General features: G+C 69.5%; 16 protein-coding genes. 8 read left to right on the top strand and 8 right to left on the bottom strand.

The genetic code is table 11. From position 1 onward, the window contains the following. Positions 1 to 206: 206 nt before the first annotated feature. Together GF068_RS21750 and GF068_RS21745 are read left to right on the top strand one after the other, a co-directional pair. Positions 207 to 1,115 (top strand): SUMF1/EgtB/PvdO family nonheme iron enzyme, encoded by a 909-nt coding sequence (locus GF068_RS21750; RefSeq protein ID WP_338046498.1) that lies wholly within the window; start codon positions 207 to 209, stop codon positions 1,113 to 1,115. 1 nt (position 1,116) lies between these two features. Then, positions 1,117 to 2,574 carry a sialidase family protein gene (locus GF068_RS21745; RefSeq protein ID WP_170319606.1) on the top strand — a complete coding sequence of 486 codons (1,458 nt, stop codon included), beginning with the start codon at positions 1,117 to 1,119 and terminating at the stop codon, positions 2,572 to 2,574. A 626-nt stretch (positions 2,575 to 3,200) separates the two neighbouring features. On the opposite strand, the gene GF068_RS21740 is transcribed toward GF068_RS21745, so the two are convergent. Both GF068_RS21740 and GF068_RS21735 read right to left on the bottom strand, forming a co-directional pair. Then, on the bottom strand, positions 3,201 to 3,839 hold the full coding sequence (locus GF068_RS21740; RefSeq protein ID WP_153821367.1) for a hypothetical protein: 639 nt from the start codon (positions 3,837 to 3,839) through the stop codon (positions 3,201 to 3,203). An 860-nt stretch (positions 3,840 to 4,699) separates the two neighbouring features. Beyond that, positions 4,700 to 6,067: a PQQ-dependent sugar dehydrogenase gene (locus GF068_RS21735; RefSeq protein ID WP_240807191.1), complete on the bottom strand. Its 1,368-nt coding sequence runs from the start codon at positions 6,065 to 6,067 to the stop codon at positions 4,700 to 4,702. A 181-nt stretch (positions 6,068 to 6,248) separates the two neighbouring features. On the opposite strand from GF068_RS21735, the gene GF068_RS21730 reads away from it, so the two are divergent. Both GF068_RS21730 and GF068_RS21725 read left to right on the top strand, forming a co-directional pair. After that, positions 6,249 to 7,010 (top strand): Bax inhibitor-1/YccA family protein, encoded by a 762-nt coding sequence (locus GF068_RS21730; RefSeq protein WP_153821366.1) that lies wholly within the window; start codon positions 6,249 to 6,251, stop codon positions 7,008 to 7,010. Between the two features lie 35 nt (positions 7,011 to 7,045). Further along, positions 7,046 to 7,639 (top strand): hypothetical protein, encoded by a 594-nt coding sequence (locus GF068_RS21725; RefSeq protein ID WP_153821365.1) that lies wholly within the window; start codon positions 7,046 to 7,048, stop codon positions 7,637 to 7,639. A 3-nt stretch (positions 7,640 to 7,642) separates the two neighbouring features. On the opposite strand, the gene GF068_RS21720 is transcribed toward GF068_RS21725, so the two are convergent. Both GF068_RS21720 and GF068_RS21715 read right to left on the bottom strand, forming a co-directional pair. Beyond that, the gene (locus GF068_RS21720; protein WP_153821364.1) at positions 7,643 to 9,673 is read right to left on the bottom strand and encodes an HD domain-containing phosphohydrolase; all 2,031 of its coding nucleotides are present in this window, start codon (positions 9,671 to 9,673) and stop codon (positions 7,643 to 7,645) included. Then, positions 9,670 to 10,767, bottom strand: coding sequence for a PhoH family protein (locus tag GF068_RS21715; protein WP_153821363.1), 1,098 nt, complete (start codon positions 10,765 to 10,767; stop codon positions 9,670 to 9,672). The genes GF068_RS21720 and GF068_RS21715 overlap by 4 nt, the downstream gene beginning before the upstream one ends. An 89-nt stretch (positions 10,768 to 10,856) precedes the next feature. On the opposite strand from GF068_RS21715, the gene GF068_RS21710 reads away from it, so the two are divergent. After that, positions 10,857 to 12,704: a porin gene (locus tag GF068_RS21710; RefSeq protein ID WP_240807189.1), complete on the top strand. Its 1,848-nt coding sequence runs from the start codon at positions 10,857 to 10,859 to the stop codon at positions 12,702 to 12,704. Between the two features lie 64 nt (positions 12,705 to 12,768). Further along, positions 12,769 to 14,046, top strand: a complete 1,278-nt coding sequence (locus GF068_RS21705; protein ID WP_153821362.1) for a penicillin-binding transpeptidase domain-containing protein — start codon at positions 12,769 to 12,771, stop codon at positions 14,044 to 14,046. Here the strand turns inward: GF068_RS21705 and GF068_RS21700 are convergent. Next, positions 14,043 to 14,570: a thymidine kinase gene (locus GF068_RS21700; protein WP_153821799.1), complete on the bottom strand. Its 528-nt coding sequence runs from the start codon at positions 14,568 to 14,570 to the stop codon at positions 14,043 to 14,045. The two genes, GF068_RS21705 and GF068_RS21700, sit on opposite strands and share 4 nt — an antisense overlap. Positions 14,571 to 14,996: 426 nt before the next feature. Here GF068_RS21700 and GF068_RS21695 point away from each other — a divergent pair, with 426 nt between their 5' ends. Then, entirely contained in the window at positions 14,997 to 15,164 is a 168-nt protein-coding gene (locus tag GF068_RS21695; protein ID WP_153821361.1) for a hypothetical protein, read from the top strand. 187 nt (positions 15,165 to 15,351) lie between these two features. Continuing rightward, on the top strand, positions 15,352 to 15,519 hold the full coding sequence (locus GF068_RS21690) for a hypothetical protein (protein WP_153821360.1): 168 nt from the start codon (positions 15,352 to 15,354) through the stop codon (positions 15,517 to 15,519). A 124-nt stretch (positions 15,520 to 15,643) separates the two neighbouring features. On the opposite strand, the gene GF068_RS21685 is transcribed toward GF068_RS21690, so the two are convergent. Genes GF068_RS21685 through GF068_RS45270 form a run of 3 tightly spaced genes read right to left on the bottom strand, consistent with a single transcriptional unit; the run spans position 15,644 to position 20,453 of the window. After that, positions 15,644 to 16,099, bottom strand: a complete 456-nt coding sequence (locus GF068_RS21685) for a hypothetical protein (protein ID WP_153821359.1) — start codon at positions 16,097 to 16,099, stop codon at positions 15,644 to 15,646. A 53-nt stretch (positions 16,100 to 16,152) separates the two neighbouring features. Next, positions 16,153 to 19,170 (bottom strand): BamA/TamA family outer membrane protein, encoded by a 3,018-nt coding sequence (locus GF068_RS21680; RefSeq protein WP_338046496.1) that lies wholly within the window; start codon positions 19,168 to 19,170, stop codon positions 16,153 to 16,155. Beyond that, on the bottom strand, positions 19,167 to 20,453 hold the full coding sequence (locus GF068_RS45270) for a PilZ domain-containing protein (protein ID WP_240807187.1): 1,287 nt from the start codon (positions 20,451 to 20,453) through the stop codon (positions 19,167 to 19,169). Before GF068_RS45270 ends, GF068_RS21680 begins: the two co-directional genes overlap by 4 nt. Positions 20,454 to 20,461: the final 8 nt, after the last annotated feature.

The following is a 20,461-nucleotide window of genomic DNA, read 5'->3' as shown; positions in this document are numbered from 1 at the left end:
TCAAGCGGCGAAAGCGTGGGAAGGCGACCGCGCCCGCGGGCGTTCCCATTTTTCTCCATTGCGTCTCGTCGCATCCGTAGGCATCTTCGAAGCTCGTGGCGACGAAGGCGGACGACGCAGACTGGCTCGCACCCGGCCCTCCCGGGCGGCCCCCGCGATCCAGCCTCGCCTTGCGTCCCGTCCCACGGAACGTTTCCAGCCTCATCGTGACCGCCGTCCTCGCTACGGCCGCCGTCGGCTGCGCCGCCCCGGGCGGGCTCTCGCCGATCCACGCGGCGGCGGGTGTTCCCGCGCCCGTCACGCGTGTCTCCGCCCCCGTCGAGCGGCCCACCGCGGTGCGATCCACCGAGGCGCGCGTCGTCACCACCGAGACCCGGCTCGCCGCGGCTGCGTGGCGCTCCGTCGCCGAGGACCTCGACAGCGAGATCCTCGCGAACACCTCGCGTTGCCCGGCGGAGATGGCGCTCGTCGACGGCCGCGTCTGCGTCGATCGCTGGGAGGCTTCTCTCGTCGAGCGCCTCCCGAGCGGCGAGGTGCGCGCGTGGTCGCCCTATCACCCGGTCGACGGCCACGAAGCCGACGTACGCGCCGTGTCTCGCCCGGGCGTGACCCCGCAGGGTTACATCAGCGGCGAGCAAGCGCAGCGCGCCTGTCACGCCTCGGGCAAACGGCTCTGCGCCGCCGACGAGTGGGAGCGCGCCTGCCGTGGCCCGCAACGCACCCGCTTCCCTTACGGCGACGAGCGCAAGAGCCGCGTGTGCAACGACGACATCCGCGGCGCGCACCCCGTCATCGAGGTCGCCTTGCGCCTCGGCATCCCCGAAGAGCGCCGCTGGTCCGATGGGATGAACCAGCCCCTCATCAACCAGCTCCCGGACTCGCTCTTCCAGACCGGCGCGCGCGCCGAGTGCACGAACGAGTACGGCGTCTTCGACATGGTCGGCAACCTGCACGAGTGGATCGAGGATCAAAACGGAACGTTCCGCGGCGGCTTCTACATGGACACGTCGCTGAACGGCGAGGGCTGCTCGTACCAGACCACCGCGCACGACTTCCGCTACCACGATTACTCCACGGGTTTCCGTTGCTGCATGGACCCCGATCGAGTCGAGTGAGATGCTTCGAATGACGATGGGCCCCTGGGCTCGAGCGGCCTACGCGCTCACGATCGCGCTCTCCGTCCTCCCGGGCTGCAAGAAAAAAAAAGAGGAGGCCCCCATCTCGCCGCCGCCGCCGCCGCGCGGGGCAGCCTCGCTCGCCCAGCTCTCCACGGGCCTCGGCACCGCCAAGGGCCTCGACGCGACCCTCGCGCCGCCCTCGACGCGCTTCGATCACGTGCTCGTGCTCGACGACAAACGGGCCATTCTCGCGGGGGGCGTCCCCGGCAGCGTGGCGATCGCGCTCATGACCGAGGACGCGGGCAAGACCTGGAAGGCGTTCCGCGCGGATCGCGAGACGTGGTCGAGTTACGCGTTCGGGCAGGACGGCATCTTCGCCCTCGCCCTCGGGCCGAAGGAGACGACCGCGGAGGCGCCTCCGGCGGTCGGCAAAAAGGCGCCCCCGCCGCCGCCCTTCCAGTTCTTCTTCGCGGGCCTCGACGCGCCCTCGTTCGGCACGGCGCAGCTCGTCGATCAGCCCCCGCTCGCGCGTAGACCCGACCCGAAAGCGCCCCTGCCCAAGCCGCGGCTCGCGCTGCTCGACAAGGCGACGGCTTCGCTCGTGGTCGAGCCCGCGCCGAAGAAGTATTTCGCGCGGTACGTGACGCCGGCGGGCACCGATGCGCCGGCCGAGGTCGAGCTCCCCAAGCTCGAGACCTTCGCCACCGGGCCCGTGGGCAGGCCGCCGCGGCTCTTCTCGGTGAAGGGACGTGAGGTCGTGTCGCGCAAGTGGCCCGCGCCCGGGCAGACCGTCGCGGCGCCTGCGGAGTCCGAGTACATCGACCTGAAGCTCCTGAAGCCGACGCCCACGCTCCTCGCCGAGTTGTCCGCGCCCGCGGCGTGTGACGTCGGTTCGATCTCGTACCACGCGATCACGCAACCGCCGAGCAAGCAGAATCCGAACAAGAACTACTTCCTCGTGGTTTCGCCCGATGGGCTGAAGCTCGTCCCTCGGCCTGCCGAGGCGCTCGCCGGCGCGCCTATCGGGTGCAGCGACACGAAGTTCGTCGTCGAGGCGCTGGATGCCGACAAGCAGAGCATAACGCTCCTGCTTTGTGACCTCGAAGGCAAGTGCACGACCCCGTCGCGCCCCGTATTCAAGCCCTGGATCGAGAAACACGAGCGCCAGCTCGTCGCGGTGCCGACGGCGACGGGCGCGGCCGCCGTGATCCGCGCGCAGGCCGGTGAGCGCTGGGGCCTCTACTACGCGCAGTCGACGGACGGCGGGAAGTTTTACGAGCGCGCCCGCATCATCGGCGAAGGGATCGGCGCGCGGGGGCGCGTCGATCTCGGCGCGCTCGTTTCGTTCGGAAAACGGACGATGCTCATCGTATCCGCCGATGTAACGGGTACCTCGAGGCGCGGCTACTACGTGCTCGTATCCGACGACGACGGCGCGACCTGGAGCCCGCCGTAACCGCAAAAGGCACGATTCCCTCGACCCGAGCCGCTCTCGTCTGCCGAAGAGGCATGCAAAGATGAGAGAGGAAACGGGTGCGTTCGTTCAAAAATGAACGATCGTCCCTTTGAGATGCGCAAAGGAGCGTCGAAAGCGTGGCGCTCGCGCGGCAGGGGGCGGGCGCATAAAGACGGCACATGCGAGGGCGGCTTCGCATGGAGTGAACCAAGCGGGCTCGTCGTTCGGGTTCGTCCGAGCAAGCTGGAGGGAAACGTGGCTCGGTCCGCCCGGACATACCGCGTCGCGCTCGGCTGGGGTTCGCCGTGACACACGCCTGCCTGCGCTTGCTGGGTTTGGCCGCCGGCGATCAATCGAACGGACGGCGCGATCCGGCGCGAAAAAACGTTTTGGACGTTGGTGCGTCCTCGGATGACGCGTCCATTCGTGCGTGCGGCGCGCGTCGGTCATAACGATCGATCGCGGCTTTGCCGCTCCGGTCGAGCAGGGCCGGAAGGGCGCGCGAGGTCGGCGACGCGGATTGGGTTGGTCCTTCGAAACGAACGTGCGGCCCGAATCGAGGGCGGGGTGTCTCCACCGCCTACGTCGGGCCGCCGTTTCTCAACAACCTGCTTGCAGGCTGCGGATCACTTCGCCGCGGGTTGCGCCGCGGGCGCCTGGCCACCGCCACGCTTACGGCCGCCCTTCGCCGCGGGGGCCGCCTTCTTCGCGGGGGCGCCGGCCGTCGAGGGGCCGCTCGCCGTCTTGCGCGCGTTCAGGCTCGCCTGCTCCGCCGTCTTGAGGTCGGCCGCATAGCGGGCAAAGCGACGATCACCACCCTGGAAGATGCGCTTGGCGAGCTTGAGCTCCTTGAGCGCCGCCGCCGCCCGCGTCTGCGGAATGCCGGCCTGGCGGGCCACGTCGCTGGCGCTCACGCCGTTCGACGCCTTCACGATGCGCTCCACCGAATTGAGGACCTCTTGCCGCTCCGCGGAGAGGGCCGCCGTCTTCTTCGGACGGCCGGGCTTGCGCTTCGCGGGCGCCGCCGGAGCAGCCGCGCGGCCACGCTTCGCGGGCGCCGGGGCCTCCGGAGCCGCCACGAGCGCCTGCGGCACGCGCGCCGGACGACCGCGACCCCGGGTCGCAGCCGCAGCCACGAGCGGAGCCGCCGCCGGAGCGGCGGTGACGGCCTGGCCGAGTTTATCCTTGACCAGTGCGAGAATCGCCTGGTCGGGCATCTTCCGCACAAGTTCCACAATCTGCTGCTCGAAAGCGTCGGTTGCCATGTCTTCTCCCTCGCCGAATCCCGCTCGGCGGATGGTTACGACTATGCCTTTGGAGACGGGCGGGTCAAGCGAATAAAGTGGCGGGACGGTCCTTTCGTTCATTTTTTTGGTGCGGCCCGCGCGCCTCCCAGGTTTTGCCTCCACCGCCGCGTGGCCTCGCCGGACGTTTACCGGACCGACCGACCGCTCGAAATCCCGCGCGAGACCGCGAGATGCTCGCATTGTCCAGCCAGCTCCAGCGTTTGGCGCGCGCGCGGGCCGCCAGTCGATCCAGGCTTTACGACCCGGGCTTTGCCGTGCAGAGACCCGTGTCCTCCCGGATTGGGGGCGGGGCTCTCCCTAAAGACCGGCCCCGACGTCCCTTCATTGCTGCTCCTTCTCTGCGCAGCCCATGACCGGCGGTGGCACCGGGATAACCACGTGGGCGACCTCGAGCCGAGCGCGCTTCGAGCGCGAGCGCCTCGGGACGCGTCCGCGACGATTTGGAGCGAGCCCCCCACGCGAGGCCACGCGAGGCCCGAGCGCCGATAGCGGCGCGCCAGAGGACCCCGGGACGGCGTGATGTTCACCGCAAAGCCGCGCGCCTCGGCGCCATGAAACCGACGAGGAGCGGGCGCCCGGGACTTCGGGCCTCCGGCGCGGTGCGTTCTCGCGCTCGTATAATAAGGAGAGGATGGGCGCGCCTTCCGGCCGCGTGGCGACGCGCCCCACGAAGCGAGGGTCGGCGTCTCTCTTTTCGAGCAGGCCGCTCCGCCGAAGCCATGAAGGCCGAGGCCGAGGGGAGCATGAAGAGGAGATGATGCGGTGATGTCGCGGGATGAAGAGGAGCGCGCGTGGTCAGCGCATGCGCGCGGCCGATGTCACTCGGCGTCGATGCGATACAGCTTGCCGGGCGCGCCGCCCTGGCTGTTGTCCACGATGACGTAGAGCTCGCCCGCGGTGTCCTCGCCGAACGAAGTGATGCCCCCGGAGAGCGCCGTGCTTTCGAGATCCGCGGTGATCTCGCCCTCGGCGATGACGCTGCCCTTCGACCACGCGAGCGTGTAGAAGCGCTTCGAGCAATAGTCGGCGTAGAGGTACGTCCCGACGAGCCCCGGGATCTTGCTCCCGCGGTAGACGTATCCGCCCGTCACCGAGCAGTTGCCGCCATCGTGGCTGTACTCCGCGACCGGCAAGGTCAGGCCCGTCATGTCGCAGTTGTTGGCCGGGTCGTAGCATGCAGACCCTTCCATGGTGTTCCAGCCATAGTTCTTGAGGCCTTCGCCCGGCGGCTCGACGTTGATTTCCTCGAGCACGTTCTGGCCCACGTCGGCGATGTAGAGATCGCCGGTGCAGCGATCGAAGCTGAAGCGCCAGGGGTTGCGCAGGCCCCAGTTCCAGATGTCGGCGTCGCCGTTCTGCAGGTTTCCGGGCGGCGGCGTGGGGTACGTATCGACATCGATGCGCAGGATCTTGCCGAGCTTCGAGCTCGTGTCCTGCCCGTTCTCGTCCGGATCGCCGCCGCCGCCGCCGTCGCCCGTGCCCACGTAGAGCAAACCGTCGGGCCCGAAGGCGAGCATGCCGCCGTTGTGGTTGCTGTAGCCCGGGTGCGGGATGGTGAGAATCACCTTGCCCGACGCCTGATCCGCCGTGTCCGCGTTGACGCGAGCGTACTCGGCGACGGCGATCGCCCCGCTCGGGCTCGCCTTCTGCGTGTAGTAGACGAAGAATCGGCCATTTTGGGCGTAGTTCGGGTGGAACGCGAGGCCGAGCAGGCCGCGCTCATTGGCCTGCGACTCGACGATCGCGCTGATGTCGAGGAAGGGCTCGGGCGCGAGATTGCCGCCGTTCAGGAGGCGGATCCGGCCGGGCTTCTCGATCAAGAAGAGCCGGTCCGTATCGCCGGGCGCGCCGGTGACGTAGGTCGGGCGCTGCAGGTCCGTCGCGAGCTCGGTGAGCTTGAGCTTGGGCAGCGCCGCCGCCGTGCCGGGCGCGCATACCTGCATCCCGCCGCCGCTGCCCCCGCTGCCGCCCATGCCGCCGCCTGCGCCGCCCATGCCGCCCGTGCCGCCGCCTGCGCCGCCCATTCCTCCGGCCGCGCCCGCGCCGCCGTCACCGCCTGTGCCGCCCGTGCCGCCTGCGCCCCCCTGGTTGTCGTCGCCGCAGCCCACGGTCGAGAGCGCGCCCGTGGCCGCCCCGACAAAGAAGAGAAATGCCAACCTGGTCCCGTTCGACTTCAAGAAATCCATGTCCACAACGTACGCGGATCGACCCGGGACGTCGATCCCTTCGCGGCAAATGGTGGGCAGCGGACGCGCGTACTCCGGCCTCGGAGCGGCCGTCGGAACGAAACATTGCGGCGTGGCCGCTCATGACTACGTTTCCCTGCGACACGTCCTTCACCCGAACAGCATCCAGGGAGTGCACAGCATGAACTCGTGGGACTACAGGGAGCAAACGTGGGGCGCCTCCGGCCTCACGCGTGGCGCGAGCCGCGTCGCTTTCCTGAAACGCGTCTACGGCCTCTTCACGGCGAGCGTGCTCTTTTCCGCCATCGGCGCGCTCGTGGCGCTCCACGCGGGTGTCTCCGCGTCGCAGGCCTTCGTGGCCGTGGGCGGTACGCGCGTGGCCGTACCGCCGCTCGTCGCGTTCTTCGGACAGCACTACATCATCGGCGCGATCGTCATGATCGGCTCCGTCTTCGGCGCCTCGATGGTGCGGCACGTGAAGGGCCTCAACGTGCTCGCGCTTTTTGGTATGGCGACCGTGATCGGCGTGGTCATCGCGCCGTCGCTCTTCTACGCGACGCTCGCCGCGGGCCTCGGCAAGACGCTGTCGTCGTCGCCCATTCGTGACGCGTTCCTGCTCTCCGTCGGTGGTTTCGGCGGGCTCACGGCGTACGCGCTCACGACGAAGAAAGATTTCTCGTTCCTCGGCGGCGCGCTCACGATGGGCCTCTTCGTGATCATCGGCGCGGGCCTCTTGAACCTCTTCCTCGGCAGCTCGGTCCTCGGCCTCGCCATCGCGAGCGTGTCCGTGTTGCTCTTCGGCGCGTACGTCCTCTACGATACGTCGCGCTTGCTCCGGGAAGGCGAGGACGACGCGGTGGGCGGCGCGATCTCGCTCTATATGAACTTCCTGAACATCTTCCTCGCGCTCTTGCGCATCCTCTCGTCGCGCCGCGGAGATTGACGCGGACGACGACTCGGGCCAAGCAACGGCGCCCGATGCGACACCGCGTTTCCACGGCCCTCTCCCTCGTCGTCAGCCTTTCCCTCGTCGCTTGTGAAAAGAGCGGCGGCGAGGGGGGAGCGCCTCCCGCCTCCTCCGCGTCTCCGGGCGCCGCCGCGTCCGCCGTTCCTCCCGGAAAAACCGCCGACGTCGCGCCGAGCGCCGCCGCGCCGAGCGCCTCCGCGCTCGCCCCCGCCGAGCCGCCGGGGCTCGTCGGGACGTGGGAGGGCCGCTACGACGCAAAGAAGGGCGAGGTCGAGATGCCGCCCAAGGTGAAGGACAAAGTGCGGACGAAGGACGACGGCAAGGCGTCCGTCGGCCCGGGGACGCTCACGATCACCATCGGCACGGACGGCGAGCTCAAAGGGAAAACCGAGGGCGCGCTCGGCGCCGCGGGCTTGAGCGGAAAGGTCGAGGGGGATGACGTGCGCGCGACGTTCTTCCCGGAAGACGCTCTTTCGAAGAATGCGATGTTCGGCATCGTCCAGGGCAAGCGCAAAGACGACAAGATCGTCGGGCGCATCCGGGTGGCGAGCGGGGACGCGTCGGTCGTGCGCGAGGCCGAAATCGAGCTGAAGAAGAAGGACTGACGTTTATCGCGGCGAGAGCGCCGAGAGCGCGGAGGGCGGGGCGCCGGGCTGCTCGAGCACGCTCCACACCTTCGCTTCGATGAAGACCCGCACGAGGTCGGCGTCGACGTGCCCGTCTTTCACCTCGAAGCCGAGGATGTCGAGCGCGCGGTCGACGGGGACGGCCTTCTTGTAGGGCCTGTCGCTCGCGGTGAGCGCGTCGAAGATGTCGCTGACGCTCATCATCTTGGATTGGAGCGGGATCTCCTCGGCGCGGAGCCGGTGCGGATACCCCGTCCCGTTCAGCCGCTCGTGATGCGAGCCGGCGATGACGGCGACGCGGCGGAACTGCTTGCCCCAGGGGATCTGCGAGAGAAACTGGTAGGTGTGGACGACGTGGTTTCGAATCTCCTCGATCTCCGCGGGCGTGAGCGAGCCACGCGCCACCGACAAACACGCGACCTCTTCGGCAAGGAGCAGCGGCACGACGTCGCCCGAGAAGTCGGTGAACGTCTCGCGGGCGATGGCCTCGATGCGCGCGAAATCGCCGCCTTTGAGGACCGAGGGCTCGTTCGCGGCGCAGATGGCCGCATACGCCGCCTCGAGCTCGGCCTTGCGCGCCGATAACTCCTGATCGAGCGCCGCGAGCTCCTCGGCGCGCGCGCCGCGCTGCACGAGCCGCAGCTTGCGCTCGAGGATCTCCACCTCGTAGGAGCGCGAGGCGATCTCGATACGATGGCGGATGATGGCGAGCTCGTGCGGATAGAGCTTCTTCGCCTTGACGAGGACCTGCTCGCGCACGCCGATCTTGCCGAAATCGTGCAGCAGCGAGGCGTACTCGAGCTCGCGCAGGTCGTCCTTCGTCCAGGTGACGCCGCGATAGGGGCCGGCGGCGTCGCGCTCGAGCGCGCGCGCGAGGCCCACCGTGAGGAGCGCGACGCGCCGCGAGTGACCACTCGTCGTGGGATCACGTTGCTCGATGGCCTCGACGCTGGCGCGGACGAACCCCTCGAGCATGTGGTGGATCTCGGTATAAAGAACCGCGTTCTCCAGCGCGATGCCGGCCTGCGATCCGAGCGTGCCGACGAGCTCTTCGCTGCGCGCGTCGAAGGGGACGACCTGGTCTTCGATGTCCTCGTCCGAGCGGAGCTTGCGGTCGGCCGCGCGCTTCTTGTTGATGAGCTGGATGACGCCGATCACCTCGCCTTTGCGCGAGAGCAGCGGCATGCAGAGCATCGACTTCGTGCGATAGCCGATCTTCGCGTCGAACGATCGATCGAAGCCGTACGGCGATACCGCGGGCAGGTCGTAGACGTCGGCGATGTTGAGCGGGCGCTTGTGCAGCGCGACGTAACCCGACATCGAGCGAGGGCTGACGGGCAGGGTGAACTCGCGCGCGTCGAAGGGCACGCTGTCGTTTTGCGAGAGCTTGAAGCGCAACGTGCGGCGGAGCGGGTCGGGGTCGTCGCCCTCGACGACGTAGATGCTGCCCGCGTCGGCGCCCGTGATGAAGCGGCTCTTCTCCAGGATGAGCGAGAGCAGCTTGTCGAGCTCGCGCTCGGTGGTGATGGCCTTGGCAATCTCGATGAGCTCGCCGAGCTCGTAACGATAGCGGTTCAGCCATTTGCCGCGCGCCTCGGCGCGGGCCTTCGACTCGAGCAGCTCGCAGACGTTGTGGATGGCGACGTAGAGCTCGTCGGCGCTCGGGTCGGGGCTGACGAGCGCGCCGAGGCCGCGGTTCAAGGCGCCGGCGACGTCGCCGATCGCAGGGCTGCCGACGAGGACGAGCATGGCCTCGCCCGAGGCGAGCTTGTGCGCGAAGGGGCGGAGCACCTCGCGGGCGCGGTCCCAGATCGCGCCGGGGGCGAGCACCGCGAAGAGCCGGTCGCTGCGCACCGTGACGAGCAAAGGATGCGGCCGGACGACGGTGCGATCTTCGATTCGCGCGTCGGCCACGAGGCGCGCCTCGACGATGTTCATCAAGGTGAGCGCGTCGCGGCCGAATCGCGTCGAGCTGCGGGCGGGGTCGTTCGAACCGTCGACGAAAAAGCTCACGAGGCGGCCCCTTTTTCGCGTGGTTCGTCCGCGGAGCCAGGGTTCGTCGGGGCCGATTGCGCCGCGGCCGGCCCGTCGCGGCGATCCCGCTCGCGCTCTTTCTCCGCGCGCCGCGCCGCGACCTCCTGATCACGCTTCTCGTAGGCGACGATGATGCGCTGCACGAGGGGGTGGCGGACGACGTCGACCTCGCTGAAGTGACAGATCGCGATGCCGTCGATGCCCGCGAGCAGCTCGCGCGCCTCGGCGAGGCCGCTCCGCGCGCCGTGCGGGAGGTCGACCTGCGTGACGTCGCCCGTGACGACCGCGCGGGACGAGTAACCGAGGCGCGTGAGGAACATGCGCATCTGATCACTCGTCGCGTTCTGCGCCTCGTCGAGGATGACGAAGGAATCGTTCAGCGTGCGGCCACGCATGAACGCGAGCGGCGCGACCTCGATCTGTCCGCGGGAGACGAGGCCCGAGGCTTTGTCGGCGTCCATCATGTCGTGCAAAGCATCATAGAGCGGACGCAGGTACGGGTTTACCTTCTCGGCGAGGTCGCCCGGCAAAAAGCCGAGCCGCTCGCCCGCTTCGACCGCGGGGCGCGTCAGGATGATGCGCTTGACCCGCCGCTCGAGCAGCGCGTGCACCGCCATCGCCATGGCGAGGTAGGTCTTGCCCGTGCCCGCCGGCCCGATGCCGAACGTCATGTCGTGCGTGCGGATCGCCTGGATGTATCGCTTTTGCGCGATCGTCTTGGCGGTGATGGGCCTGCGTCGCGCCGTGACGAGCACGACGTCCTCGAAGAGCTCGCGGAGCGTGAGCGCGGGGTCCTCGCGGAGGGCTTGTACGGCGCGCACGTAATCCTGCGCGTCGAGCACGGCGCCGCTGCGCAGGAGCTGGGCGGCCTCGGCGAGGAATCGCTCGGCGAGCGCGACCGCGTCCGCGTCCCCGGCGAGGCGAATGATGTTGCCCCGCAGGCTCGCGTCGAGGCCGAGCGTCCTCGCCACGGACTTCAGGTGTTCACTCGCCGGACCGGCGAGCGAGACGAGCGTGGCGTTGTCGAGCACCTCGACGTCGGCCGTGATCCGAATGGGCGTGCTGCTGCTCATGGTTCGCTCTGTCGTCTCCTTGACCCTCTGCCTCGCGCGTGCGAGCGTCGTGCCCGCCTGTCGGGCGCGAAGCCGGAAACATTCCGCGAATGGTGCACACGAAAAGCGGGGACACGAAGCGCCTCGGGGGAGGCTCGCGCGGGAGCATAGCCAAGGCGGTGCTCTTCGGCGCGCTCGGGTGTGTTTTTTCTGTTCCGGCGCTCGCACAGGTTCCGCCGGCGCCGCCCGCCGAACCGGGAAAGACCACGCAGCCCGCTCCGCCGCAGAGGCCCCCCATCCGCCTGCCGGGGCCTCTCCCGCGGCCGAAGGTGATTCCGCCGCCGGCTTCGCCCGCCGGTCCGCCGCCGCCGCCGCCGGCTGGAAAAACGCCGCCCGTGGTGACGCCTCCGCCAGCGCCGGTGCAGCCTTTCCCGCTCGAGGTGGACGTGCCCAGCCGCACGGAGCCGCGTTTGGCCCTCGCCGGCTTTCAAGGCGGCGTTTTCCTGCGCGACCCCTCGGACGACATCCGCGTGTATGTGCGGGGCCGCCTGCACCTCGATTTCCATTCCTTCCTCGGCGGCGGCGCGGGCGCGCTCCCGGCCGAGAGCGGCGGCGCGTTGCTCACGCCGCGTTTTTTTGCACGTCGCGCCCGTATCGAGGTCGGCGCCGACCTCTTCCGCCGGTGGTTTGCCCTCATCGGGGTGGATTTCGGCGGGCAGCCCATAACGAACCCGATCGGCGAGGCCCAGCCGCCGAGCTTGCCGCCCGGACAAGCGCCGCTCTCCACGGGGTCGCGCTTCCTGCCGCCCCAGTCCGTGGGCCCGACGGCGCAGCTCGCGAACGCCTACCTCGACTACACCCTGCTCCGTCAGTTTCACGTGATGCTCGGGCAGCACCAGGCCCCGTTTTCCCTGGAGAACCGCACGGGCAACGATCTGCACCCGTGGATGGAGCGGGTGCTGCCGATTCGAGCGTTCGTCCAGCCGAACGGCAAGGAAATCGGCATGACGATCTGGGGCGACCTCAACGAGGCGCAAACCCTGAGCTACGAGCTCGGCCTCTTCGTCGGCGACGGACCGAATCGGCCGCAGGTCGACGCCTACCCCGATTTCATCGGCCGCGTCGTGGTGCGCCCCTTCGCCCGAGGCACGTCGATGGGCGACGAGGAGGCGCCCTCGGGTTTGTCCGCGGCGCTCTCGCGCGCGCACATCGGCGTGAGCGCGCAACGCGGCGCGCGAGACCCGGCGTTCGTCGCGTACGACTATCCCGCGATCACCACGGCGCAGGGGTTCGCCCTCTGGGATCCGCGCTACCACGATTCACGCGGCAGGCTCGTGCGCGTCCTGCCGTCGGGCGCGCAAAACCGCATCGGCGGCGAGCTGCGCGTGCCGATCGATCGGTACGAGCTGCGCGCCGAGGCGTACTGGGTCGACAACGGGACACGCGAGGCGCTGGACGGGCTCGCGTTCAGGTACACCGAGCGGATCGGCAACGTCGAGGGCGTGGGCTGGTACGTGCACGCGTCGGCGTGGCCCGTCGGCGACGCGTTCGTCGGCGGCGAGCCGGGTTTTTCCCGGCCACCGCGGCTCGACCTGTCGAGCGGCACGCCCAAGAAGAGCTACGACGACAGGCGCGGGCTCGAGGTGATGGCGATCGCGGCAGGCGTCCAGGCGCGTTACGACGGCGCGGCGCGCGGGGGCGACTACGACGCGGCCACGCCCGGCGCGCCGGGGCGGACGTCGAAGATCTCGGTGCTGCAGCTCGGCCTCGGCGCGACGTACTGGCACACGCGGTTCGTCCGGGTGACGGTGAACTGGCTCGCCTACCACACGCCGGGGAGCGGCGCGGGGGAGAACCTCGCGCTCGTGCCGGGGAACCTGCTCGACGACGCGGACAACCCGGCGCGATCCTCGGCGTGGATGCACGAGCTCGGCGCGCGCGCGGCCTTGAACTTTTGAGGTCCCAAGGTCGCACCACAATTTTGGCCCAGCCTCGCGCCGCGCGTTAAGGCCCGGTTAGCCAATGCGTCAGTGGATCGCCATCGGTGCCGCCGTGGGGCTCGTGGCCGTCACGCTCCCCATGTTGCGCAAGCACGACGTGGAGCTCGCCGGCCTCCTCGCGAAGAGCAAAATCGAAACGAACGGAGGGCCCGTCGTCACGCGGGAGGTGACACCACCTCCACTCACGGACGTCGATCTCACGCGCATCGACGATCGAGGCAACGTCGCGATCGCGCCTGCGCACGGCAATCGTCGGGCGGAGCTCACGGTGGTGCCGAAGTACCAGCGCGCGGCGATGGCGTTCATGCGCCAAGGGCGCGTGCCCGAGGGCGCCGTCGTGATGACGGACATCAAGACGGGCAAGGTCCTCGCGTGGGCGAGTTACGTCGACCAAGGGGCGCTGCACGACGTCGCCGCGGAGGCGACGGCGCCCTCGGCGAGCGTGTTCAAGATCGTCACGGCGACGGCGCTCGTGGAGCAAGCCGGGCTCGGGCCGAACACGAAGCAATGTTACTCGGGCGGCGAGCACTCGATCACCGCGCGGGACCTCGTCGACAACAAGAAACGCGACAAGTGGTGCGCCACGCTCGCGCAGGCGATGGGCCGGAGCCTGAACACGGTCTTCGCCCGGCTCGCGAGCAGGAACCTCGATCGAGGCGCGCTCGAAGGGACGGCGCAGAAGCTCGGCTGGGGGCAGGACATCCCGTTCGACGTGAAGCTCGCGCAGAGCACGATCTCCCTGCCCGAGGACGAGCTCGGCTTCGCCCGCACGGCCGCCGGCTTCTGGAACACGACGCTCTCGCCGTTCCAGGCCGCGAACCTGGCCACGACGGTCGCCAACGGCGGCGAGATGATCCGCCTCTCGATCGTGGACAACGTGAAGGACGAGGACGGCGAGATCTACCGGGGCCCCACGGCCCGTTTGCCCCTCAAGCGGGTGATGAGCGAGCAGACGGCGCAGGCGATCACCACGATGATGGAGCAGACCGTGGAGTCGGGGACGAGCTACAAGTCGTTCCACGACCGAGCGGGCCGGGCCTACCTGCCGAACATCCGCATCGCGGGCAAGACGGGGACGCTCACGAAGCCGACGCCCGAGGGCCCGTTCTACACGTGGTGGGTGGGCTTCGCGCCGAGCGACAAACCCGAGATCGCGCTGTCGGTGCTGGTGGCGAACGGGGCGAAGTGGCGCGTGAAGGCGACGAACGTCGCGTCGGACATGCTGCGCGTGTACTTCGCGGACAAGGACGCGCCGGGCGTGCGGAGCCCGTTCGACACGGGCTCGCGGGCGCGACGCTAGAACTCGGTGCGAGGCACGTCGCGTGGCTCGAAGCAGCCGCGGCAGCGTGCCTCGTAGCTCTCGGCGCCGCCGACGAGCACCGTCGTGGCCTGCGGGATGAGGCGCTGCGAGCGGCTCGCGGGGCCGCCGCAGACGGCGCAGACGGCGTGCACCTTGGTGACCTCCTCGGCGATGGCCATGAGCTCGGGCATCGGCGGGAAGGGGCGGCCGAGGTAGTCCTGGTCGAGGCCGGCGGCGATGACGCGCAGGCCGCGGTTCGCGAGTTTGTCGCAGACCTCGACGATGCCTCGATCGAAGAACTGCGCCTCGTCGATGGCGACGACGTCGGTCTCGTCGAGCACGCGCTCCTCGATGCTCGCGCTCGTGCCGACGGCGACGGCCTCGACGCTCACGGCCTCGTGGCTGACGATACGATGGGCGTCGTAACGGTCGTCGATGCGCGGCTTGAACGCCTGCACGCGCTGACGGGCGAGGATCGCGCGCTTGATGCGGCGGATGAGCTCCTCGGTTTTTCCACTGAACATCGAGCCCGTGATCACCTCGACGGACCCGGTCGGACGAGCAGGTACCCCGCGCACGGGCGCAGACAGACCGCGGACGGGCAAAAGAGGCAAGGGGAAACCGCAAGCGTATGCCCCGACGCCCCCCGGGCTCCGTCTCCCTTCCTCGGGAAAGGCCGGGATCTCCGGTATTTTCGGAGGTTTGGGGGAGTCGGCGTCGAGGCGCGAGACGCTGGAGCGGCGCGGTATGTGTCGCGTCGGCGGCGGATCTTCGCCGTGTGAAGCTGGACGGACGCGCGGAAATCAGGCGCCGCCCTTGTGCAGCTTGTGCCCGTCTCGCGAGTGCATGCTAGGATGGCTGCTGTGCAAGTTGTGCTCCGCAAGCTCGGCCGTGGCTCCCGCGCCGTCGTCGGTCGACTGGTACGTGCTCCGCGGAAAGGCTCTGTCGTCGTGATCGAGTTTTCCGACGGGATGCACGAATACGTGACGACACCGGTCAAGCGGGTCCTCCGGCTCGCGGGGCGGGAAGTCTTCTACATCGAGACCGTGAACTCCCGGTATCGCCTCGAGGTCCGCGGCCGTGAGGTCGCCCTCGACGGAGCGGTCAGCGGAGGCTGAAGAGGGAGCGGTCCGCCGAGGCTGACGAGCCTGCGCTTCGGCGCCGGGCACGATCCTTCCCTGAATCCTTGCGGGCGGGCCCCTTCTTGGGCAGATTTGCCGCCCGTTTTTCAGACCGAACGACGGGGCTCGCGCAACCAACGTTGCGCCGAGGCCCGCAAAAGCATCCCCCGAGGAGTCACACGCGATGGGTTACCGTGATCGCCGCAACTCGATCAAGATGAGGCGCCGCAAGGCACAGGTGAAGAAGAAGGCGCGCGCCAAGGCCCCGAAGGTCGAGCTGGCCACGCAGGAGACCGCAGCGCCGAAGAAGTCGAAGAAGGCTGCGGCTGCGGCGCCCGCTGCGGCGAGCTGATCGTTCCGGGAAGACTCCCTCACCCCCGCCCCTCATTCATCGCTTGGGGGCTACGCTCGGACAAGCCGAGCTACGCCCCCAAACCCCCGCTCGCGGGAGAGGGGTGGGTGGGGGGAGAGGGGACCTAAAAATCGTCCTTTGCGCTGCCGGCTTTGGGTTTGGCCGTGTCCGCGGGACGATCGAGAAGGGCCGTGTCGCCGCTGGCGCACTCTTCGGCGTGCACGCGCCAGCCGCTCGCGTTGCGCCACTTCTGGACGAGCTCGGTCGTGCGGAGCTCGGCCTCGTCGATGCGTTGCCACTCGACGCGCACGCGGACCTCGGCCTCGTCGCGGGCCTTCATGCGGACGTCGGAGAGCTCGAGATCAACGACGCGCACCCGACCCCCCCAGGACGCATGCCGCTGCGCCCACGCCTCGCGCGCCGACGCCACGACGTGCTCACGCGCGATGTCCATGCGGCCGAAGCGCAGGGCCGTGTTGTGGTCGTACGCGGCGTCCATGAGCTTGTCCGTCGGCGTCTGGGGCATCATGCAGCCCGAAGCGGCGAGGGCCACGAGGAGGAGGGCGAAGGTTCGGCGCACGTACCCACGAGACGCCGCGTGAAGGGTTCCGGGCAAGTTCTTGGCCTTTCTCGTCAGAACGCGCTCGAGGCGACGAAGTACGCCTGACCGCCGGGGATCGCCTTCGCGCTGAGGCCATAGGCGTAGCCGAGGCGGAGCTGCGTGTGGACGTAGTAGCCGATCGAGAGGCCGAGCCAGAGCTCGGCGCCGATCGAGGTGTGGAGCTTGGGCGCGTCGATGAGCGCGCCGTTCGAGAGGAACGAGACGTCGTCACGCGAGAGTTTGTCGAAGGCGCCGCCGTAGTCGACGAAGACGTTGCCGTCGAGGCGGCGCAGGTAGAAGGGGAGCGTGGACAAACCCCAGTCGGGCTTGGCGATCGGGAAGCGGTACTCGACGTTCTGCAGGAGGTAGGCGCGGCCGGAGGCGCTGCCAGGCGCGTAGCCGCGCAGCACGAAGGAGCCGTCGTAGATGCCCGTCGTGACCGAGTCGACGAGGCTCACGTTGTCGAGGTCGTAGCCGCCGACGAAGAAGAAGCCGTCCCGCGGGTAGGTGCCCGCCGCGATGCCGCCCGCGACGCGCAGCGCGAGCGTGTGCAGGCCGCGCCAGGGCATGGGGATGTAACCCACGGCGGAGGCCTCGGCGGTCTGCAAGGTGAAGTCGCTGCCCGTCGCCGGGCCCGCGTACTCGACGGCGAAACGCGCGGAGTAGCCGCGGATCGAGCCGGCCGCGTCGAGCGAGCCCTCGACGTTGGAGAAGCCGTAGGACGCGCGGACGGTGCCGATCATGCCGCCGAAGGGCAGGCGCGTGCGCGGGGCGTAGGGGTCGAGCCCGGGGGTTTGTCCAGCGACCTCGGCGCGGAAGTTCGTGAGCGAGTAGGAGAGGCTCAGGGTCTGGTCGGTGAACTCGCCGGGGATCCGGTAGGTCAAGCTCGACGAGAGGCCGACGCCGCGCTCGTCGTACGGGACGTCGACGCCGCTGAGGCGGTAGCCCTGGAAGCGCGGAGAGACGGCGTGGAAGAAGCGGACGCCGAGGTCGACCGGGAGCCTGCGGTACGAGTAGTCGAGGCTCACGCGCGGCGCGGGCGCGGCGAAGTCGGCGATCATCTCGGCCGAGAACTCGTGGAAGCCCGCGACGTCGGCGCCGAAGGTGCTGAGCGTGAGCGCGTTCTGGCTGTAGTTGCCAGGGCCGAAGGAGACGGCGTAGTTGCGCGGCGCGAGCGTGGAGAGCGCGCGATAGGGCAGCTTGCGCATGGGGATGCGCTCGGGCTCGGGCGGCGGGTCGGGGCGATCCGCGGGCGGAGGTGGCGCGTCGAGGAAACGCGCCGGGTCGAGCGGCATCGCGTAGAGGTCGAAGCCCTTCGAGGTGTAGCCGACGTAGACGAGCGTCCGATCGTCGGGGCTCACCGCGGGCTGGAGCGCGCCCATGCGCACGTTCGTGACCTGCTTGAGGCCGCGGCTCGCGACGTCGTAGGCGTAGATGTTCGGGACGCCGCTGCGATCGGAGGAGAAGTAGAGGGTCTTGCCGTCGCTCGACCAGACGGGGTTCGCGTCGAGGGCGCGGTCGCGCGTGATGTTCTCGAAGGCGCCGGTCGAGGCGTCGACGATGCGGATGTCGCGGTAGCCGCCCTTCGTCCACGCGCTGTAGGCGATGGAGCGGCCGTTGGGCGAGAAGCGCGGCGTGTAGGCCTGCTCGAAGCGCGCGCTCGGGACGAGGTCGCGCCGGTTCTGGACGTGTCCCTCGGGGTCGAGGTCGGCGATCTGGAGGAAGGTCGTGCCCTTCGTGTTGACGGTGAACGTGACGCGACGGCCGTCGGGGCTCACGTCGGGCGCGCCGGCGCGAAGGCCGACGGTGAGGCGGTGGCGCGCGGCTTCGTCGCCGCGCGGCGCCGTCTTGCCGTTCTCGACGCGGTAGAGATCGTCGCGGCGGTAGACGATCTTGAAGGGGCTGTTGCTCTGGAAGAAGTGATCCCCCGCGGGCGAGAACGACGAGGTCGACATGCCGCGGGTGCGAACGACGAGCTTCGATTCGGCCTCGAAGCCGTCGCGGCGCTTGGTCAGGCGCGCGCGGTAGATGCCCTCGCGCACGTTGTAGTCGTCGCGGTAGTAGACGAGCTCGTCGGCGTCGGTCGCGCGGGCGTTTCGGGGGACGAACCGCGGGTAGTGGACGTTGCGGCCGTGGCGCGTGAGGCGGACGCCTTCGCGGATCCCGCGGGCCTCGATGGCGCGCACCTGCGCGGCGTACTTGCGGCGCAGGTGATCCTTGAAGCCGTCGTAGAGCTCCTCGTACGTCCGGCCCGTCGCGCGCCGCATCGAGCGGTTGATGCCCCAGGGCAGGACGTTGTTGCCGTAGTCCGCGGCGACGGCCGTCATCGTGTTCGGGCCGTAGACGTCGCTGATCCAGCCGAGGAAACGCGAGCCGTAGAGGTACCAGATGTTGCCCTGGGGCCAGCGCAGCGCCACGGACGACATCTGATCGAGCCGGGCGATGTTGTCGTCGAGCACGTCGGCGCGCATGAACATGTCGAAGAGCGCCGAGCGCATGCGGCCGGCGCTCGACTCGCGCGACTCGTACACGGTGGCGAGGCCCTCGATGATCCAGCGCGGCTGCACCTGGTTCGGCGCGAAGCTCTTGCCGAGGATCGTGTTGATGAGCGCGGGCAGCCCCGAGATGTTGTCGAGGTGCAGGATGTGCGTGTGCTCGTGGACGATGAGGTCGTAGAGCCAGTCGTCGTAGTCGCCGAGCGGCGAGAGGTCCCCGGGCGCGGTCGCGTAGAGGCGCACGGTGTTGAAGGGCAGCGCCGTGGCCGAGCCGTTGGCCGAGTCGACGTCGTCCGTGATCACGACCTCGGTCTTGCCGCGCGGGCGGTTGTCGAGCGCGACCGTGAGGCGCGCGTGGATGAGCTCCGAGAGGCGCGCGACGCGCTCGGCGAGGGGCGTGAGCGTGGTCGGGTGATGGACGCGGAAGTGCGCCGTCTCGAGGGTCGCCCAGTCGAGATCCGGATCTCCGACGGCCTCTGCGGTGCGGGGCACGGCGAGGGCCAAGGAGAGCGCGGCGCCTACGAGGGCCGCGCGGCGCGTGGAGGAGCGCTTCACAGGTCGTCGTAGAACATCGGCTCGCGGTTCCGCGCGTAGCGGTAGACGAGCTGCCTGCCCTCGCTCCCGATCTGGGTGAAGCGCGCGCCGAAGCCGGGCTCGGAGGAGCCGCTCGCCTCGCGCGTCCATTGCACGACGGCCTTCGCGTAGAACTCGTAGTCGCCGGGCATGAGGACGCGGAGCTGGACCTCGGCGCCGAGCTTCGGGATGCGGTAGGTCGAGACGAAGATGCCGCCGTGCTCGATGACGTCGTTGCCGGAGAGGCCCTTGTAGAAGTTCGAGGTGCTGTGCGTGCCGAGCTCGACGTCGACGGGGCGCACGCCGGGCGGGACCTGCGCCTTGCCCGGCGCAGGCGTGGCCTTGGCAGGCGCGGGCGTGGCCTTCGCGGGCGCGGGTGTGGGCTGCGGATCCTTGCGCGGCTCGGCCTTCGCAGGCGCGGGCGTGGGCGCAGGCGCAGGCGCCGGCGCAGCGACGGGCGCAGGCGCAGGCGTGGGCGCAGCGACGGGCGCAGGGATGGGAGCGAGCGCGGGCGCAGCCGCGACGGGAGCGAGCGCGGGCGCGGGCTTCACCTCGACGACGCGTTGCGGCTCGACGACGGGCTCCGGCGCGATCTGGAGGACGGGCGCGGGTTTGATCACCTCCGCGACGGGCTCGGGCGCGGCGGGCTCGGGAGGAGGCTTCGCGACCTCGACGCGTTGCGGTTCGGGCTCGGGAGGTGGCTTCGCGACCTCGACGCGTTGCGGTTCCGGCTGGGGAGGAGGCTTCGCAACCTCGACGCGTTGAGGTTCGGGTTGGGGAGGGGGGTCCGGAACCACAACGCGTTGAGGTTCGGGTTGGGGAGGGGGGTCCGGAACCGCAACACGTTGAGGTTCGGGTTGGGGAGGGGGGTCCGGAACCGCAACACGTTGTGGTTCCGGTTGGGGGGCGGGCTTCGTCTCCGCAACGGGTTGCGCCGCCGGCTGGCCCGTCCCCTTGTGCTTCGCGAGCGCGTTCACCTTCGCGAGCGACGCGGCGACCGACTCGAGCACCGTGTCGACGGCGGGGTGATCCACGTCGAGCGCCTGCACGTCCGCGAGGACCTTGCGCACGTTCTTGAGCGCGACGTCGCGGCCGTCGAGCACGGCGCCGCCGCTGCGCTCGATCTTGTGCAGGATGCCCATCGTCTTCGCGATGGGCTCGGCGGCCTCGAGGAGCTCATCGGGCGCGTCGTCGGCGCTCTGCAGGGCGGAGAGCGCCTCGGCGAGGGATGCGCGCGCGATCTTTGCGAGCTGAGCGGGTTCCACGGTCCTCC

Source organism: Polyangium spumosum, assembly GCF_009649845.1.
GTDB lineage: Bacteria > Myxococcota_A > Polyangia > Polyangiales > Polyangiaceae > Polyangium > Polyangium spumosum.
The sequence above is the reverse complement of the archived record's forward strand: the minus strand, read 5'-3'. Positions and strand labels throughout refer to the sequence as shown.

What these genes read in the sequence shown, in the direction of transcription:
- GF068_RS21745 (WP_170319606.1), top strand. Translation starts at nt 1,117, where the DNA reads ATGCTTCGAATGACGATGGGCCCCTGGGCTCGAGCGGCCTACGCGCTC.
- GF068_RS21740 (WP_153821367.1), bottom strand. Translation starts at nt 3,839, where the DNA reads ATGGCAACCGACGCTTTCGAGCAGCAGATTGTGGAACTTGTGCGGAAG.
- GF068_RS21735 (WP_240807191.1), bottom strand. Translation starts at nt 6,067, where the DNA reads ATGGATTTCTTGAAGTCGAACGGGACCAGGTTGGCATTTCTCTTCTTT.
- GF068_RS21730 (WP_153821366.1), top strand. Translation starts at nt 6,249, where the DNA reads ATGAACTCGTGGGACTACAGGGAGCAAACGTGGGGCGCCTCCGGCCTC.
- GF068_RS21725 (WP_153821365.1), top strand. Translation starts at nt 7,046, where the DNA reads ATGCGACACCGCGTTTCCACGGCCCTCTCCCTCGTCGTCAGCCTTTCC.
- GF068_RS21715 (WP_153821363.1), bottom strand. Translation starts at nt 10,767, where the DNA reads ATGAGCAGCAGCACGCCCATTCGGATCACGGCCGACGTCGAGGTGCTC.
- GF068_RS21710 (WP_240807189.1), top strand. Translation starts at nt 10,857, where the DNA reads ATGGTGCACACGAAAAGCGGGGACACGAAGCGCCTCGGGGGAGGCTCG.
- GF068_RS21705 (WP_153821362.1), top strand. Translation starts at nt 12,769, where the DNA reads ATGCGTCAGTGGATCGCCATCGGTGCCGCCGTGGGGCTCGTGGCCGTC.
- GF068_RS21700 (WP_153821799.1), bottom strand. Translation starts at nt 14,570, where the DNA reads ATGTTCAGTGGAAAAACCGAGGAGCTCATCCGCCGCATCAAGCGCGCG.
- GF068_RS21690 (WP_153821360.1), top strand. Translation starts at nt 15,352, where the DNA reads ATGGGTTACCGTGATCGCCGCAACTCGATCAAGATGAGGCGCCGCAAG.